The sequence below is a fragment of the Rhodococcus sp. NPDC060176 genome (genome assembly GCF_042728675.1).
Classification (GTDB): Bacteria; Actinomycetota; Actinomycetes; order Mycobacteriales; family Mycobacteriaceae; genus Rhodococcus_F.
Map to the genome: position 1 here is coordinate 1 of NZ_JBHWYS010000002.1, position 16,150 is coordinate 16,150.

Annotated in this window: 15 protein-coding genes and 1 rRNA gene; all 16 read left to right on the forward strand. The window is 63.4% G+C overall.

The genetic code is table 11. The features are described from left to right. The first annotated feature begins 199 nt into the window (after positions 1–199). The 16 genes from rrf to ACFWEM_RS08545 all read left to right on the forward strand — a co-directional run bounded on the left by rrf (position 200) and on the right by ACFWEM_RS08545 (position 16,139). Positions 200–316: ribosomal RNA gene (rrf, locus tag ACFWEM_RS08470) — 5S ribosomal RNA — on the forward strand. Between the two features lie 61 nt (positions 317–377). Next, positions 378–1,319 carry a hypothetical protein gene (locus ACFWEM_RS08475; RefSeq protein ID WP_317552734.1) on the forward strand — a complete coding sequence of 314 codons (942 nt, stop codon included), beginning with the start codon at positions 378–380 and terminating at the stop codon, positions 1,317–1,319. Then, positions 1,316–2,299, forward strand: coding sequence for an HAD-IIA family hydrolase (locus ACFWEM_RS08480; RefSeq protein WP_378532828.1), 984 nt, complete (start codon positions 1,316–1,318; stop codon positions 2,297–2,299). The genes ACFWEM_RS08475 and ACFWEM_RS08480 overlap by 4 nt, the downstream gene beginning before the upstream one ends. A gap of 76 nt (positions 2,300–2,375) precedes the next feature. After that, complete coding sequence (locus ACFWEM_RS08485; protein ID WP_378532829.1) at positions 2,376–2,618, forward strand: hypothetical protein; 243 nt, start codon at positions 2,376–2,378, stop codon at positions 2,616–2,618. A gap of 1 nt (position 2,619) precedes the next feature. Beyond that, positions 2,620–3,459, forward strand: coding sequence for a TlyA family RNA methyltransferase (locus ACFWEM_RS08490; RefSeq protein ID WP_378532830.1), 840 nt, complete (start codon positions 2,620–2,622; stop codon positions 3,457–3,459). Then, positions 3,456–4,403 carry an NAD kinase gene (locus ACFWEM_RS08495; RefSeq protein WP_378446109.1) on the forward strand — a complete coding sequence of 316 codons (948 nt, stop codon included), beginning with the start codon at positions 3,456–3,458 and terminating at the stop codon, positions 4,401–4,403. Before ACFWEM_RS08490 ends, ACFWEM_RS08495 begins: the two co-directional genes overlap by 4 nt. A 2-nt stretch (positions 4,404–4,405) precedes the next feature. After that, positions 4,406–6,184, forward strand: coding sequence for a DNA repair protein RecN (gene recN, locus ACFWEM_RS08500; protein ID WP_003946143.1), 1,779 nt, complete (start codon positions 4,406–4,408; stop codon positions 6,182–6,184). 86 nt (positions 6,185–6,270) lie between these two features. Next, positions 6,271–7,455 carry a putative cytokinetic ring protein SteA gene (gene steA, locus ACFWEM_RS08505; protein ID WP_378446107.1) on the forward strand — a complete coding sequence of 395 codons (1,185 nt, stop codon included), beginning with the start codon at positions 6,271–6,273 and terminating at the stop codon, positions 7,453–7,455. Further along, entirely contained in the window at positions 7,452–8,405 is a 954-nt protein-coding gene (locus tag ACFWEM_RS08510; protein WP_378532831.1) for a copper transporter, read from the forward strand. Before steA ends, ACFWEM_RS08510 begins: the two co-directional genes overlap by 4 nt. Positions 8,406–8,561: 156 nt before the next feature. Further along, complete coding sequence (locus tag ACFWEM_RS08515) at positions 8,562–10,322, forward strand: CTP synthase (RefSeq protein ID WP_003946139.1); 1,761 nt, start codon at positions 8,562–8,564, stop codon at positions 10,320–10,322. A 6-nt stretch (positions 10,323–10,328) separates the two neighbouring features. Continuing rightward, entirely contained in the window at positions 10,329–10,961 is a 633-nt protein-coding gene (locus ACFWEM_RS08520; protein WP_322002489.1) for an NUDIX hydrolase, read from the forward strand. A gap of 1 nt (position 10,962) precedes the next feature. Next, the gene (gene xerD, locus ACFWEM_RS08525; protein WP_230817918.1) at positions 10,963–11,886 is read left to right on the forward strand and encodes a site-specific tyrosine recombinase XerD; all 924 of its coding nucleotides are present in this window, start codon (positions 10,963–10,965) and stop codon (positions 11,884–11,886) included. Positions 11,887–12,029: 143 nt separating this feature from the next. Beyond that, positions 12,030–13,043, forward strand: a complete 1,014-nt coding sequence (locus ACFWEM_RS08530) for a ParA family protein (RefSeq protein ID WP_003946138.1) — start codon at positions 12,030–12,032, stop codon at positions 13,041–13,043. Between the two features lie 50 nt (positions 13,044–13,093). Further along, the gene (locus tag ACFWEM_RS08535) at positions 13,094–13,915 is read left to right on the forward strand and encodes a ScpA family protein (RefSeq protein WP_046379919.1); all 822 of its coding nucleotides are present in this window, start codon (positions 13,094–13,096) and stop codon (positions 13,913–13,915) included. Continuing rightward, positions 13,912–14,640, forward strand: coding sequence for an SMC-Scp complex subunit ScpB (scpB, locus tag ACFWEM_RS08540; RefSeq protein WP_378532832.1), 729 nt, complete (start codon positions 13,912–13,914; stop codon positions 14,638–14,640). Before ACFWEM_RS08535 ends, scpB begins: the two co-directional genes overlap by 4 nt. Before the next feature lie 77 nt (positions 14,641–14,717). Further along, positions 14,718–16,139, forward strand: coding sequence for a pseudouridine synthase (locus ACFWEM_RS08545; RefSeq protein WP_019748584.1), 1,422 nt, complete (start codon positions 14,718–14,720; stop codon positions 16,137–16,139). The last annotated feature ends 11 nt before the right edge of the window (positions 16,140–16,150 follow it).

The window sequence follows — 16,150 nt, forward strand, 5'->3', positions numbered from 1 at the left end:
GTAATGCATGCAGGTGACTGGTACTAATAGGCCGAGGACTTACCACAAAGAAGCTACGCGTCCACTGTGCGGTATCTGAAACAACACACAGATACCTTGATTTCGATTCCCCCATCATCGATCACCCCTGATATTCACGGGTGGTGGGTGTGTGGAGGATCTGGATCATAGGTTGGTTACTGTGACAGTTTCATAGAGTTACGGCGGTCATAGCGAAGGGGAAACGCCCGGTCCCATTCCGAACCCGGAAGCTAAGCCCTTCAGCGCCGATGGTACTGCACTCGACAGGGTGTGGGAGAGTAGGACACCGCCGAACACCCGTTAACCGAAAGGGGACCCAACATATTGGGTCCCCTTTCGTGCGTTGTATGAGAGGAATGACTGTGTCGGAGAATGGCGACGAGCGTCGGTCCTTCCGTGGGGGAGGAGCGCCTCGATCAGGTGGCCCCCGTCGTGACAACGACGGGCGTGGATCACGCGGCGCTGCAGGCGGAGACCGCCGCGGTGGTGCCGGAGACAACAACCGTGGCGGGGCTGGAAACAGCAATCGCGGCGGCGGATTCAGTGGCGGACAGCGCCGCGGCGGCGAGGGTGGGTTCACCCCTCGTGGGCGCGACGGCGACCGCAACCGTCAGCAAGCACGACCTGACGAACCAGATTTGCCCGACAACGTAGAGCCCACCGAGTTGGATCCGGCTGTTCGTCGGGATCTGCTCAGCCTCGACAAGGACAACGCCAACACAGTTGCGCGTCACCTCGTCATGGCGGGCAAGCTCGTCGACGAAGACCCGGAACTTGCATTGCTCCACGCTCGCGCTGCTCGTCAGCGTGCCGGCCGCATTGCTGTCGTTCGTGAAGCTGCCGGAATCACTGCTTACCACGCGGGTGAATGGGCCGAAGCTCTCTCCGAGCTCCGTGCTGCCCGTCGAATGGCTGGTGGACCGGGTCTGATCGCTGTCATGGCCGACTGCGAACGCGGATTGGGTCGACCCGAACGCGCAATCGAACTGGGTCGCAGTGACGAGGCCGCGCTGCTTTCGGGCGACGAGGCTTCGGAGTTGCGGATCGTCGTCGCCGGTGCTCGGATGGATCTCGGACAGTTCGATCAGGCAGTTGTCACACTGCAGACCAAGGATCTTGATGCAGCGCGTACCGGTGAAGCTGCGGCTCGCTTGTTCTACGCGTACGCCGATGCCCTCGTTGCAGCCGGTCGTATCGAAGACGGACTGAAGTGGTTCCTCAACGCTGCAGCTGCAGACCTCGAGGGTGACACGGATGCTGAAGAACGGGTGGCCGAGTTGACCGGAGAAGATCAGTGACCGTGCTTCGTACCCAGTACGACGTACTTTTGCTCGATCTCGACGGCACGCTGTACGCCGGAGCTCATGCGATTCCCGGTACCCAGGCTGCTTTGGGTCAAGGTTCGCAGGCTTTGTACTACGTGACCAACAACGCAAGTCGCTCACCTTCGGCAGTGTCGGCGCACCTGACCGAACTCGGTTTCGATTCCGAAGACGATCGTGTGGTCACCAGTTCCCAGACGGCCGTACGTCTGTTGGCGGAGCGCCTCGAACCGGGTGCCGCTGTTCTGGTCGTCGGCACCGACGCGCTTGCGGACGAGGTGACGCGCGTCGGATTGATGCCGGTTCGTGAGTTCGCGGATTCCCCGGTTGCTGTCGTTCAAGGACATTCGACGGAGACCAACTGGTCGATCCTTGCCGAAGCCTGCCTGGCGATCAGGGCCGGCGCGCTGTGGGTGGCTGCGAACCTGGACACCACACTGCCGTCGGAACGGGGTTTGGTTCTCGGCAACGGCTCGATGGTGGCGGCTCTGCGCGCTGCGACGAGGCAGGAGCCCCTGGTTGCCGGTAAGCCTGCTGCACCTCTGATGGAGGATGCACTAGCTCGCAGCGGGTGTTCGCATCCTCTGGTGGTCGGCGATCGTTTGGACACCGATATCGAAGGCGCACATGCTGTTTCGATCGACTCGCTGTTGGTTCTCACCGGTGTGAGCACGCCGGGTGACGTCTTGCGGGCTCCGGTTCAGCAGCGTCCCACCTACATTGCAGCAACTCTGGATTCGCTCAATCAGCCGGCCGTAGAATCGCTGGTTGGTGCGGACTCCAAGTGGTCCGTCTCGGTGAACGGGTCGGCGTTGGTAGTCGACGGCCCGGTTGTCGGGGACGAGATGTCACTTCTACGTGCGGTTGCGCCTCTCGCATGGGCGAATCCGTCGTTCCAGACCCTGGAAGCGTCCGATGCCGGCGTAGCGGATCTGTTTGCATCCTGGCTCGCTTGATTCCTCGCAAATGTGTTCGACTCGCGGGGGTGCGGGTGTATGCGTAACCGAGAGTCATGCACTAACGTTGTGCCCGATGAGCACGCCGACACCGCACCCCGGAAACACGAGTAACGGATCTCCGTTGCCCGGGCCACGCCCTACCGTCGATCCGGAACGCATACGTTCTGACGTCGACGGTTTGCTGGCGCGCCTCGGCGGCATCGAACATGATCCGAACGATCAGCACGGAGCAGGTGTGATCCCGCAGCAGGCACATATTTTGGAACAGGCACACGAGGTGCTCGTCCAGGCACTCGCCTCTGTGGACAGGGCTTGACGTGGCACGTAGAGCACGGGTGGACGCCGAACTGGTCCGTCGCGGACTCGCACGGTCGCGAGATCATGCGCAAGAACTGATTTCCGCCGGCCGAGTTCTCATCTCGGGAGCGGTTGCTACCAAGCCTGCGACGGCGATCGAAGCCGGTACTCCGCTTCGGGTCGTCGAGGTGGAGCAGGAAGTCTCATGGGCCTCGCGAGGGGCGCATAAATTGATCGGCGCCCTAGACGCTTTCGGGTCCGAAGGATTGACGGTCGAAGGCCGACGCTGCCTCGACGCCGGCGCATCCACCGGTGGGTTCACCGATGTTCTGCTGACGCGCGGTGCGAAGGAAGTCGTCGCAGTCGACGTCGGTTACGGACAACTGGTGTGGCGGCTGCAGTCCGACGACCGGGTGCACGTCATCGACCGAACCAATGTTCGTGCAATTGATGCGGAGACCATCGGCGGAACCGTCGATCTGGTTGTGGCGGATCTGTCGTTCATATCTCTCAAGCTCGTACTCGGTGCGTTTGTCGCCTGTACTGCTGATGGTGCGGACCTGGTTCCGATGGTCAAGCCTCAGTTCGAGGTGGGCAAGGACCGCGTCGGTGCCGGTGGCGTCGTACGAGATCGGGAATCGCGAATCTCCGCGGTGCTCGACGTGTCGGAGGCTGCTGCAAAGGTAGGCCTGCGGACGTTAGGTGTGGTGGCCAGCCCACTGCCCGGTCCGTCGGGAAACGTCGAGTATTTCCTGTGGCTTCGAAAGACAGGTTCGCCCGGTGATCACGAGCCGGACACCGAGGGAATTCCTTCGGTGGAGGACATGATTCGCAAGGCTGTAGAGGAAGGGCCCCAGTGAACGCGGTCACGAACGGCGAGTCGCGCGAGATCCTTCTTGTGGCACATCCCGGCCGACGCGACATCACGGAAACCGCCAAGCGAGTCGGAAAGATCTTCGAGCGCGCGGGAATCGGACTGCGAGTCCTCGTCGACGAAGCCGACAGTTCGCGCATCGAAGCAATGACGGAGCCCGCGGGATTCTCTGCGCCGGGTCTCGACGTCACGGTTGTTCATCCCAGCCCTGATGCTGCTGTCGGATGCGAGTTGGTACTGGTTCTCGGTGGCGACGGCACATTTCTGCGCGCCGCCGAACTCGCGCAAGAAGCGTCCATCCCGGTATTGGGCATCAATCTCGGACGGATCGGATTTCTGGCAGAGACCGAGGCCGAGCATCTCGACGAGGCTCTCGCACAGGTAGTTCGCAAGGAGTATCGCGTCGAGTCCCGAATGACACTCGACGTCGTGATTCGGGTGGACGACGAGATCATCGACCGCGGGTGGGCGCTCAACGAAGCCAGTATCGAGAACCGTTCGCGTCTCGGCGTTCTCGAAGTTGTCCTCGAAGTCGACGGCCGACCAGTTTCTGCCTTCGGTTGCGACGGCGTTCTCGTGTCCACTCCGACCGGCTCGACCGCCTATGCATTTTCCGCAGGCGGCCCCGTCGTGTGGCCTGAACTCGAAGCATTGCTCGTCGTACCCAGCAACGCGCATGCGCTGTTCGCACGGCCGTTGGTCACGAGCCCGAATTCGATCATCGCGGTGGAGACCGTCGCCGGTAGCCACGACGGCCTGGTCTTCTGTGACGGCCGTCGTACGTTGGAACTGCCTGCCGGCGCCCGTGTCGAGGTCGTTCGCGGCGCCACGCCCGTCAAGTGGGTCCGGTTGGACTCTGCGCCTTTCGCTGATCGGATGGTTCGCAAGTTCGAGCTTCCGGTTACCGGATGGCGAGGAAGGAAGCCTTAATCGTGCTCGCAGAGATCCGTATCGACAGTCTTGGTGTGATCTCCGAGGCCAGCGCCCAGTTTCACGAGGGCCTGACCGTCCTGACCGGTGAAACCGGCGCGGGTAAAACCATGGTCGTCACGAGCTTGCACCTCCTCAGCGGTGCGCGAGCCGATGCCGGTCGCGTGCGGTTGGGTGCGTCGCGAGCCGTCGTCGAGGGACGATTCATCGCCGACGACGTTTCACCGGCCACCGAGCGTGAGATCGTCCGAATCCTGGAATCGTCCGGCGCCGAGCGCGACGAGGACGGGACCATCATCGCCGTACGCACTGTTGGCAGCGACGGGCGTTCACGTGCACATCTCGGCGGTCGAAGCGTGCCGGCGGGCGTCCTCTCCGAATTCACAGATCCACTTCTGACGGTTCACGGACAGAACGATCAGCTGCGATTGCTTCGTCCCGACCAGCAACGCAATGCACTGGACCGCTTCGGGGACAAAGCAATCGGGACACTCCTGACGCGGTACCGCAAACACCGTCGTGAGTGGTTGGATGCTCGTTCGGAGTTGATCGAGCGCACGTCGAAAGCTCGTGAACTGGCGCAAGAGGCAGACCAGTTGACCTTCGCGCTCAACGAAATCGACGGCGTGGCACCCGAGCCGGGTGAGGATACGGCGATCGTTGCCGAGGTGCGTCGACTCAGCGAACTCGATTCACTCCGCTCCGCTGCCGAAGAGGCGCACGCTGCGCTCGCCGGGAGTGACGACATGGCCAGCGGTGACGTCGGGGTCATGCCGGCGCTCGACCTGATGTCCGAAGCGCGAGCGCGTATCGAGTCGGTCACCGACGCCGATCTGGACGGCCTCGGTTCCCGCTTGGCCGACGCTATTGCCGTCGTCACCGATGTTGCCGGAGACCTCAACACCTATCTCTCCGGGCTACCCGCCGATCCGGGTGCTCTGGACTCGCTGCTGTCGCGGCAGTCCGAACTCAAGACTCTGACTCGCAAATACGCCGCCGATGTCGACGGTGTTCTCGAATGGGCGGATACCGCTCGCGCTCGTCTGTCCAAACTCGACGTGTCCTCGGATGCGTTGTCGCTGTTGGCCAAGCAGGTCGAGGAAACGGCTGGACTGACCGCGGAGGCAGCTACCAAGCTGAGCGCCGCCAGAGTCAAGGCGGCGGCAAAGCTCGCCAAGGCTGTCAGCGCGGAACTCGCCGGTCTGGCGATGGGGCGTGCGGGCCTCGAGGTGACGGTTCGTTCGCAGCCTGCGGGCCCGCAGGATTCGGCGCCGCTCAGTGTCGGGGGAGTAGACCTGCATGCCGGATCTGCCGGCGTCGACGAGGTGGAATTTCGTCTCTCCGCGCACAGTGGGGCGCCCTCGTTGCCCATCAGTAAGAGCGCTTCCGGCGGCGAGCTTTCGCGCGTCATGCTTGCGCTCGAGGTTGTTCTCGCCGGTAGCGACACCGGCGCGACGATGGTTTTCGACGAGGTGGACGCTGGGGTCGGTGGCCGCGCTGCCGTCGAGATCGGCCGCCGATTGGCGAAACTCGCACGGACGCATCAGGTTATCGTCGTCACTCACCTTCCGCAGGTCGCTGCCTTTGCCGACACCCACCTCGTGGTGGACAAGGTGGACGACAAGGGCGGAGTCGTCAGCAGTGGTGTGCGGACTTTGTCGGATTCTGATCGTGTGGTCGAGTTGGCCCGTATGTTGGCAGGATTGGACGACACCGAGACCGGGCGTGCACACGCCGAAGAACTGCTCGAGATCGCGAATGCGGCCCGCGTCACAGATTGAAGGTTCTGTGGTGTTGGTGTGACTGATGTGGTAGTTGTCGGCGCGCCTCCACCGGTCAAGGCGGTTTCAGGTTCATCATCGAAGCCATGAAGATGCCCGGATTGCTCTCACGTAACACCGAATCCTTGCCTGGGATCAGTGGCATCGCCAGGGCCGATCGGAACACGGCGAAGCTTTTACGCCGTGTCGGTCCTGGAGACATCGTGATCCTCGACGAAGTCGACATCGATCGCCGGACCGCCGATGCTCTGGTGAAAGCCGGAGTCATGGCCGTGGTCAACGCGTCGCCGTCGATTTCGGGGCGGTACCCCAACCTCGGACCGGAAGTGATCGTCGCCAACGACATCGTTCTGATCGATGCCGTTGACGGTGACGTCTTCAAGAACGTCAAGGACGGCAGCAAGATCCGCCTGCACGAGGGCGAGGTCTTCAACGGCGAGAAGAGTCTCGTCAAGGGTGAAGAGCAGACCGAGGCCGAGATCTCCGACCGGATGATCGAGGCCAAGACCGGCCTGGTCGATCACCTCGAAGCGTTCTCGGGCAACACCATCGAGTTCATCCGCACCGAAAGTCCGTTGCTCATCGACGGAATCGGCGTCCCGGACATCGACATCGATTTGAAGGATCGCCACGTCGTGGTCGTTTCAGACGGCCCCGAACACGAGGCCGATCTGAAAAACCTCAAGCCCTTCATCAAGGAGTACTCGCCGATTCTGATCGGTGTCGGTGCAGGTGCGGACGTGTTGAGCAAGGCCGGATACCGCCCCGATCTGATCGTGGGCGACCCGGAAGAAATCACCAGCTCGACCCTCAAGTCCGGAGCCGAAGTTGTTTTGCCAGCAGACCAGGACGGTCATGCTGCAGGACTTTCCAGAATCCAGGATCTCGGTATCGGGGCGATGACGTTCCCCGCGACCTGCTCACCGACCGACCTTGCTTTGCTCCTTGCCGATCATCACGGGGCTTCGCTGATCGTGACGGTCGGCAACGTGGTGTCCTTGGATGAATTCTTCGACCGCGGACGCCGTGAAAGCAATCCGTCGGCATTCATGACGCGGCTCAAGGTGGGACCGAAACTGGTCGACGCGAAGGCCGTCGCAACGCTGTATCGAAGTCGAGTGTCCGGCGGCGCGATCGCGCTCCTGGTGCTTGCCGCCCTGGTGGCAGTGATCGTCGCCCTGGTCGTGTCCAATGCCGGTAGTGAAGTTCTCGACTGGGCAGTCGCAACGTGGAACAGCTTCGCGCTGTGGGTTCAGGGGCTCTTCAAGTGATTTCGATGCGTCAACATGCAATTTCCATAGCGGCAATCTTTCTGGCACTCGCGATCGGCGTGGTGCTCGGTTCCGGAATGCTGTCCAGTGGATTGCTTTCGGGTCTGCGTGACGACAAGGCAGACCTGCAGAACGAGATCGAAGACCTCAATCAACAGTCCAATCAGCTTCAGCAGCAACTCAATTCCGCGGACGGCTTCGATGCCGCTGTCGGTGGTCGCGTCGTGCGTGACAGTCTCGCTGGTCGCACCGTCGTCGTCATCACGACGCCGGATGCCGATCCCGGTGATCTCGACGGTGTCAACCGACTCGTCACCGCCTCCGGCGGCGCCGTGACCGGACGTGTCTCGCTCACCGATTCGTTTGTCGACGCCACAGGCGGTGACCGCTTGCGGACCGTCGTCACCAACGTCATTCCTGCAGGCATCACCCTCAAGACCGGTGCGGTCGATCAGGGCAGTCTCGCGGGTGATCTGCTGGGTTCGGTTCTGCTTCTCAACGGGCAGAACAGCGAACCGCAGAGCACTCCGGACGAGATGAATCTCGCGCTCGACTCGCTGCGTAGCGCCGGTTTCATCAGCTACGACGACGGAGCGGTCAAGCCGGCTCAGCTCGCCGTGGTTCTCACCGGCGACAACAAGAGTGAATCCGACGCAGCCACGGGTAACCGCGGCGCCGTCATCGCCCGGTTCGCCGGTGCTCTCGACGGACGCGGCGCAGGAACGATTCTCGCCGGCCGGCCTGGCTCGGCCGAGGGCAGTGGTCCGGTTGCCGTCGCACGTGCGGACGCGGCGCTCTCAGCGGGCTTGACGACCATCGACAACATCGACCGGGAAGCGGGCAAGATCACCACGCCGTTGGCGCTGCAGGAACAGTTGAACGGCGGCGCCGGCCGCTACGGCACGGGACCGGGAGCGGCGGCGGTCACCGTCGGCGCACCCACCAACTGAACACCCCGGTATTGATACGCCGGTCACATCGGGGGCGGAAAGTCGGCGCGTTGTAGGCACCGACCCCCGATAGGTGTTACCGTGAAATCCCGTGGGTCGGCAGGCCCCAGCATGCTTCATCAGACCAAGCCCTGCACAGTCGTCACGGGAGCCCCTTTGCCACAGTCACGCACTAACACGCGTACCGCCACCAAGCACATCTTCGTCAGCGGAGGTGTAGCTTCCTCGCTCGGCAAAGGTTTGACCGCCTCGAGCCTGGGACAGTTGTTGACCGCGCGGGGAATGCGCGTGACCATGCAGAAGCTCGATCCCTATCTCAATGTGGATCCGGGCACCATGAACCCCTTCCAGCACGGCGAGGTCTTCGTTACCGAAGACGGTGCCGAGACCGACCTCGACGTCGGACACTACGAGCGGTTCCTCGACCGTGACCTCTCCGGCCAGGCGAACGTCACCACCGGCCAGGTTTACTCGACGGTCATCGCCAAGGAACGCCGCGGCGAGTACCTCGGTGACACCGTTCAGGTCATCCCGCACATCACCGACGAGATCAAGCGTCGCATCCTCGAGATGAGCGGTCCGGATCTGCAGGGACACCGCCCGGACGTCGTGATCACCGAAATCGGTGGAACGGTCGGCGACATCGAATCGCAGCCCTTCCTCGAAGCCGCTCGCCAGGTCCGCCACGACGTCGGCCGCGACAACGTCTTCTTCCTGCACGTCTCCCTCGTGCCGTACCTCGGCCCCTCCGGAGAACTCAAGACCAAGCCCACGCAGCACTCGGTTGCGTCGTTGCGCAGCATCGGCATTCAGCCCGACGCGCTGATCCTTCGTTGCGATCGTGACGTTCCGCAGGGCCTCAAGAACAAGATCGCCCTGATGTGCGACGTGGACGTCGACGCCTGCATCTCGACGCCCGATGCTCCCTCGATCTACGACATCCCGAAGGTTCTGCACCGCGAGGGCCTCGACGCTTACGTCGTTCGCCAGCTCGGTCTCCCGTTCCGCGACGTCGACTGGACCGTGTGGGGCAACCTCCTCGATCGTGTTCACCAGCCGCGTGAGACCGTGCGCGTCGCATTGGTCGGCAAGTACGTCGACCTGCCCGACGCATACCTCTCCGTCACCGAGGCACTGCGCGCCGGTGGATTCGCGAACCGGTCCAAGGTCGAGATCTCCTGGGTCCCGTCGGATGCCTGTGAGACCGAAGCCGGAGCGCAGGCCGCTCTCGGTGACGTCGACGGTGTTCTGATCCCGGGCGGCTTCGGCATCCGCGGCATCGAAGGCAAGCTCGGCGCGATCCGTTTCGCACGTTCGCGCAAGCTGCCGCTGCTGGGTCTGTGTCTGGGTCTGCAGTGCGTCGTCATCGAAGCTGCTCGTAGCGTCGGTCTCGACGATGCCAACTCGGCCGAGTTCGAGCCGGACACCAAGCACCCGGTCATCTCGACGATGGCTGATCAGGAAGACGTCATCGCCGGTGACGCCGACCTCGGTGGCACCATGCGTCTGGGTGCTTACCCGGCCGTGCTGACCAAGGGTTCCGTCGTCGCTCAGGCCTACGGAACCGAGGACGTTTCCGAGCGTCACCGTCACCGCTACGAGGTCAACAACACCTACCGCGATCGGATTGCCAAGTCCGGCTTGCAGTTCAGCGGAACCTCACCGGACGGCCACCTGGTCGAGTTCGTCGAGTACCCGCGTGAGCAGCATCCGTTCTTCGTTGCCACCCAGGCACATCCGGAGCTCAAGAGCCGCCCGACGCGCCCGCACCCGCTGTTCGCTGCCTTCGTCGAAGCAGCGTTGACGTACAAGCTCGAAGAGCGCCTGCCCGTCGACGTCCACGGTGACGAGAAGATCGACACCGCTGCCACCGAGACGGCGCTAGACGCTGCAGTCGAGAACGTGGAAAAGGTCTAGCCACACATGAGCGATCCCGGTCGGCACGAATTCGACACCCTCGGCTCCAAGACGGTCTACACGGGCGCGATCATCGCGTTGCGTGTCGACACCGTTGCGATGCCTGGTGGTCAGCGTGCCGATCGGGAAGTCGTCGAGCATCACGGCGCCGTTGCCGTCGTGGCACTGGACGAGCGCGACAATCTTGTGCTGATTCACCAGTACCGTCACCCGCTCGGGCACCGGTTGTGGGAAATCCCTGCCGGTCTGCTCGACGCTCCGGGGGAGAGCCCGGTCGAGGCGGCAGCGCGCGAACTGGGCGAAGAAACCGGACTCGGCGCCGATCGATGGTCGGTGCTGGTCGATGTCGCTCTCTCACCCGGGTTCACGGACGAGGCGGTTCGCGTCTTCCTCGCCGAAGGGCTGCACGAGGTGAAGCGCGACGATCCCGAACACGAAGAAGCCGATCTCGAGATTTCGCGGGTTCCGCTCGCCGACGCCGTCGACATGGCGCTACGCGGCGACATCGTCAATGCCACAGCGGTATCGGGCATTCTCGCGATCGCCACCGCACGTGCGACGGGAAAGCCGCTGCGCCCCGCCGACGCACCGTGGCCCGATCGTCCGCGCGCATTCGGAGAACGCAAGTCGCGAGCCTGAAGTGCTTGCCCGACAGGTGGACTCGTATCTCGACCATCTAGCGGTCGAGCGAGGATCGGCGCGCAACACTCTACTTTCGTATCGCCGTGACCTGAATCGGTACGCGGAGTACCTGAACGGACGCGGCATCGACGACGTCGCGGGCGTGACGGAAAACGACGTCACCGAATTCGTGACACATCTGCGGCTCGGTGACTCCGAGGCCGGCGTCGTACCATTGGCGGCCAGTTCGGCAGCACGCACCCTGATCGCGGTTCGCGGATTCCACAAGTTTTCCGCCGCCGAAGGTCTGGTCAGCGTTGACGTGGCCCGAACGGTCAAGCCGCCGACGCCCGGACGCAAGCTGCCCAAGGCCCTGCCTCTCGACGACGTGATCGCCCTGCTGGACGCTTCGGGTGGCGGTGCGGCCGGTGACGGGCCCCGCGACCTGCGGGATCGCGCTCTGCTCGAGCTCCTGTACTCGACCGGAGCGCGAATCACCGAGGCGATCGATCTGGACGTCGACGACATCGATACCGAAACCCGTTCCGTGCTCCTCAAAGGCAAGGGCGGAAAGCAACGGATCGTCCCCGTCGGCAGGCCTGCGATCGCCGCCGTAGACGCGTATCTCGTCCGTGGGCGCCCCAGCCTGGCGACACGCGGTGTTCCTGCCCTGTTTCTCAACGCCCGCGGGGGCCGCCTGTCGCGTCAAAGCGCGTGGCAGATTCTTCAGGATGCGGCGGCGTCGGCGGGAATCAAGGCGGACGTCTCACCCCACACGCTCAGGCACTCGTTTGCCACACACCTGCTGGACGGCGGCGCGGACGTACGTGTCGTGCAGGAACTCCTTGGCCACGCTTCGGTAACCACCACGCAGATCTACACACTGGTCACCGTCACCGCGTTGCGCGAAGTGTGGGCTCAGGCACACCCGCGTGCCCGTTAGGGGTTGGTTGGCTCATGCGTGTCTGCGAGACCATTCGGTGATGTAAGCGGTAGCGTTCAAGGAGCGCGAGCGGCCTCCACCGCAGTTTCGGGGGTTTGCCGGCGCCGAGAGCAACCGCCGAAAGAGTAGGGGAGCATCGGACCGTGTCGACATCGCAGCCACCAGCGGCGGAGTCCGCGCCGCCGCATGTCAATGCCCAACTCTTCGAGCGCGTGAACGAATCAGCACCAGCTGTACCCTCCGAACCAGAGGCGATGTTCGAAATAGATACGACGCCAGTAGCCTCTCCACCTGCGGAAACCCTCACCGTTTCCGCGGAAGAACTCGGCCCGACAGGCCGCCCGGTCCGCGAGGTACCCCAACCGACACCGTTGGCGCACCACGGGCCCGCGATGATCATCGCGATGTGCAACCAGAAGGGCGGCGTCGGCAAGACGACGTCGACCATCAACCTGGGTGCATCGTTGGCTGAATACGGTCGTCGAGTGCTCCTGGTGGATCTTGACCCCCAAGGCGCGTTGTCTGCCGGACTGGGCGTTCAGCATCATGACCTGGAACTGACCGTCCATAACCTTCTGGTCGAACCACGTGTGTCCATCGACGATGTGTTGATGCGCACTCGGGTAGACGGCCTCGACCTGCTCCCCAGCAACATCGACCTTTCGGCCGCCGAGATCCAATTGGTCACCGAGGTCGGGCGTGAGCAGACCTTGGGGCGCGTGTTGCACCCTGTTCTCGATCGGTACGACTACGTGCTCATCGACTGCCAGCCGTCGCTTGGCCTGCTCACCGTGAATGCGCTGGCCTGCGCCGATTCGGTCATCATTCCGATGGAATGCGAGTACTTCAGCCTGCGCGGCCTGGCACTCCTCAACGACACCGTCGAAAAGGTGCACGACCGTCTCAATCCGAAGCTCGAGTTGGCCGGCATCGTCGTCACGATGTTCGACGCTCGGACCCTGCACGCCCGTGAGGTGATGGCGCGCGTCGTCGAGGTGTTCGGCGACGTCGTCTACGACACGGTGATCAACCGCACCGTTCGATTCCCCGAAACCAGCGTCGCCGGTGAGCCGATCACGACGTGGGCGCCAAAATCGGCTGGGGCCGAGGCATATCGAGCATTGGCCCGCGAGGTCATTCACCGGTCTGGTCGTTAGTGGAACTGATTGCATCGCAAGAAGATTCGGTCGAAGTCGAGCCGGATTCGATCGACCCGAACGTGCCGACCGACGCTCAGACCGCAGCCAAGGCTGCCGGTTTCCGAGTCACTCTCAGAAACTTCGAAGGCCCGTTCGATCTGCTGTTGAACCTGATCAATCAACGACAACTCGATGTCACCGAAGTCGCCCTGCACACCGTCACGGACGATTTCATCGCGTACACCAAGGAACTCGGCAGTGCGATGGGTCTCGATCAGACGACAGAGTTTCTGGTCGTCGCGGCCACGCTTCTGGACCTGAAAGCCGCAAGGCTGTTGCCCGCCGGGCAGGTCGAGGACGCCGAGGATCTGGCGCTTCTCGAAGCCCGCGACCTTCTCTTCGCGCGACTGCTGCAGTACCGGGCGTACAAACAAGTTGCGGCGCTGTTCGGTGAGTTGGAGGAAGCCGCACTGCGGCGCTATCCGCGGTCGGTTGCCGTCGAGGATCAGTTCACCGAACTCCTGCCCGAGGTGTTGTTGGGCGTCGACCCTCAGCGCTTTGCGGAGATCGCGGCGACGGTGTTCACACCGCGTCCGGTGCCGACGGTGGGCCTCGATCACCTCCATGTGTCCAATATCTCGATACCCGAGCAGGCCGAGCGAATTCTCGAGTTGCTGCGCGAGCGAGGCATAGGGGAGTGGACACCCTTCGGGGACCTCGTTGCCGAGTGTGAGATCACCGTCGAGATAGTCGCGAGATTTCTCGCGTTGCTCGAGCTGTATCGCCGGCAGGTCATCGTGTTCGAGCAACCCGAAGCCCTCGGACCGCTGATGGTGAGTTGGACCGGAGACGATCCGGCCGCGCCGGTCACAGAGGAGGACTACGGATGAACGCCGAGCCGACGGAATCGGAATCTTCGCAGCTAGACGAGATGATCGAGCCTACTGACGACGCTGCGGTTTCCGAAGATTCTGCCCCCGATTTCGACCTCGACGACGATCAACTCGACGCAGTGCTGGAGTCGCTTCTGCTCGTCGTGGACTCACCGGCCGAAGTGAACCAACTCGCATCTGTCACCGGTACCGCACCGGAGCGCGTCGAACAACGTCTGACGTTGATGTCGGCCGCATTGACCGCTCGCGGCAGCGGAATGGACCTGCGCTACGCGGGCGACGGATGGCGTCTGTACACGCGACAAGAGTTTGCCCCGTATGTGGAAAAGCTGCTATTGGACGGCGCACGCACCAAATTGACCAGGGCGGCATTGGAAACTTTGGCCGTAGTCGCATACCGTCAACCGTTGACTCGTGCGCGGATCAGTGCGGTACGAGGCGTCAACGTGGACGGGGTGGTACGCACCCTCCTTGCCCGCGGACTGATCGCGGAAGCCGGGCCTGACCCGGAAACCAACGCGACACGGTACTCCACGACCGAACTGTTCCTCGAACGGCTCGGCCTGGCCTCGCTGAGCGAGCTCCCGGAGTTGGCCCCGCTCTTGCCTGATGTCGATCTCATCGACGACATCAGCGAAAGCCTGGAATCCGATCCGCGATTTGCGAGAATGAACAAGGCAGACGTGCCCGCTGACGTAGTGGACACCGAAGTCGACGACTGACGGGAATTCCGGCGGTCGTCAGCACCGAGAAAGACCCGACCACGCTCGGGAAACAGTAGAAAACTGACAGGAAAAAAGTGAACAATCCCGCTCGCCGAGATGGCACACCGGACCGTAACAACTCCCGCGACAACCGCGGCGCACGCAGCGATGCACCTCGTGGTGGACGCAGTGACGCCCCCCGCGGCGCACGTAGCGAAGCGCCCCGTGGTGGACGCAGCAACACTTCCCGCAGTACCTCCGGATACGACCGCAACGCCGGATCCGACCGTCCCCGCACGGACGACCGTCGCGGTGGATTCAATGATGACCGTCGCCCGCCGCGCAGTGATGACCGTCGCCCGCCGCGCAGTGACGATCGCCGCCCCGCACGCACCGACGACCGCCGTGGTGGTTACAACGACGATCGGCGCGGCCCGCGCACGGACGATCGCCGCGGACCGCGCAGCGACGACCGCCGTACTCCCCACGTAGACGCCCGTCGGGCACCGCGCGGTGGCGCCGACCGTCGTAGTGACGATCAGCGCGGCGCACGCCCCGACGCTCCTCGCGGCGGCGCATGGTCGAACGCACCTCGTGGATCCAAGTTCGACGGACCTCCGCGCAAGCGCCCGGCAGCTCCCACACCGCCGGCGACCAACAAGCGTGGCAAGCCGAAGACCGAGAAGCCGCAGCGCGTCGTCTCGCAGAACCCGTTGGTGTCCAACGCCAAACCGGCACGTCATCAGCACGCCGAGATCACCAAGCACGACGGCCCGCCGAAGGGCGACGGCGTCCGCTTGCAGAAGGTACTGGCTCAGGCCGGCGTCGCATCACGCCGTGCAGCTGAAGAACTGATCGACCAGGGTCGCGTCGAGGTCGACGGCCGCATCGTGGTCGAGCAGGGTCTGCGTGTCGACCCCGAGAACGCAGTGGTTCGTGTCGACGGCGTCCGCGTCGTCGTGCAGAAGGACCTCGTCTACCTCGCGATGAACAAGCCGCGTGGCTGGCAGTGCACCATGTCCGACGATCTCGGTCGTCCGTGCGTCGGTGACATCGTCTCCGAGCGCGTTCAGTCGGGTCAGCGACTCTTCCACGTCGGCCGTCTCGACGCCGACACCGAAGGCTTGCTCCTCTTCACCAACGACGGCGATCTGGCTCACCGCCTGATGCACCCGTCGTTCGAGGTTCCGAAGACGTACCTCGCCACGGTTCACGGCGTTGTCGAGCGCAGCACCGGCAAGCAGTTGCGCGACGGTGTCACCCTCGACGACGGTCCGGCCAAGGTGGACGCGTTCACAGTGCTCGAGATCAACGAGGGCAAGACGCTCGTCAAGCTGGTTCTGCACGAGGGTCGCAAGCACATCGTGCGTCGTCTCCTCGATGCCGTCGGTCACCCCGTTGTCCGTCTGGTTCGCACCAACGTCGGAGTTGTCGCTCTCGGCGATCAGCGTCCGGGAACGCAGCGCGTCCTCGGACGTAGCGAGGTCGGTGGACTGTACGAGGCGGTCGGCCTGTGACCGATTCGTCC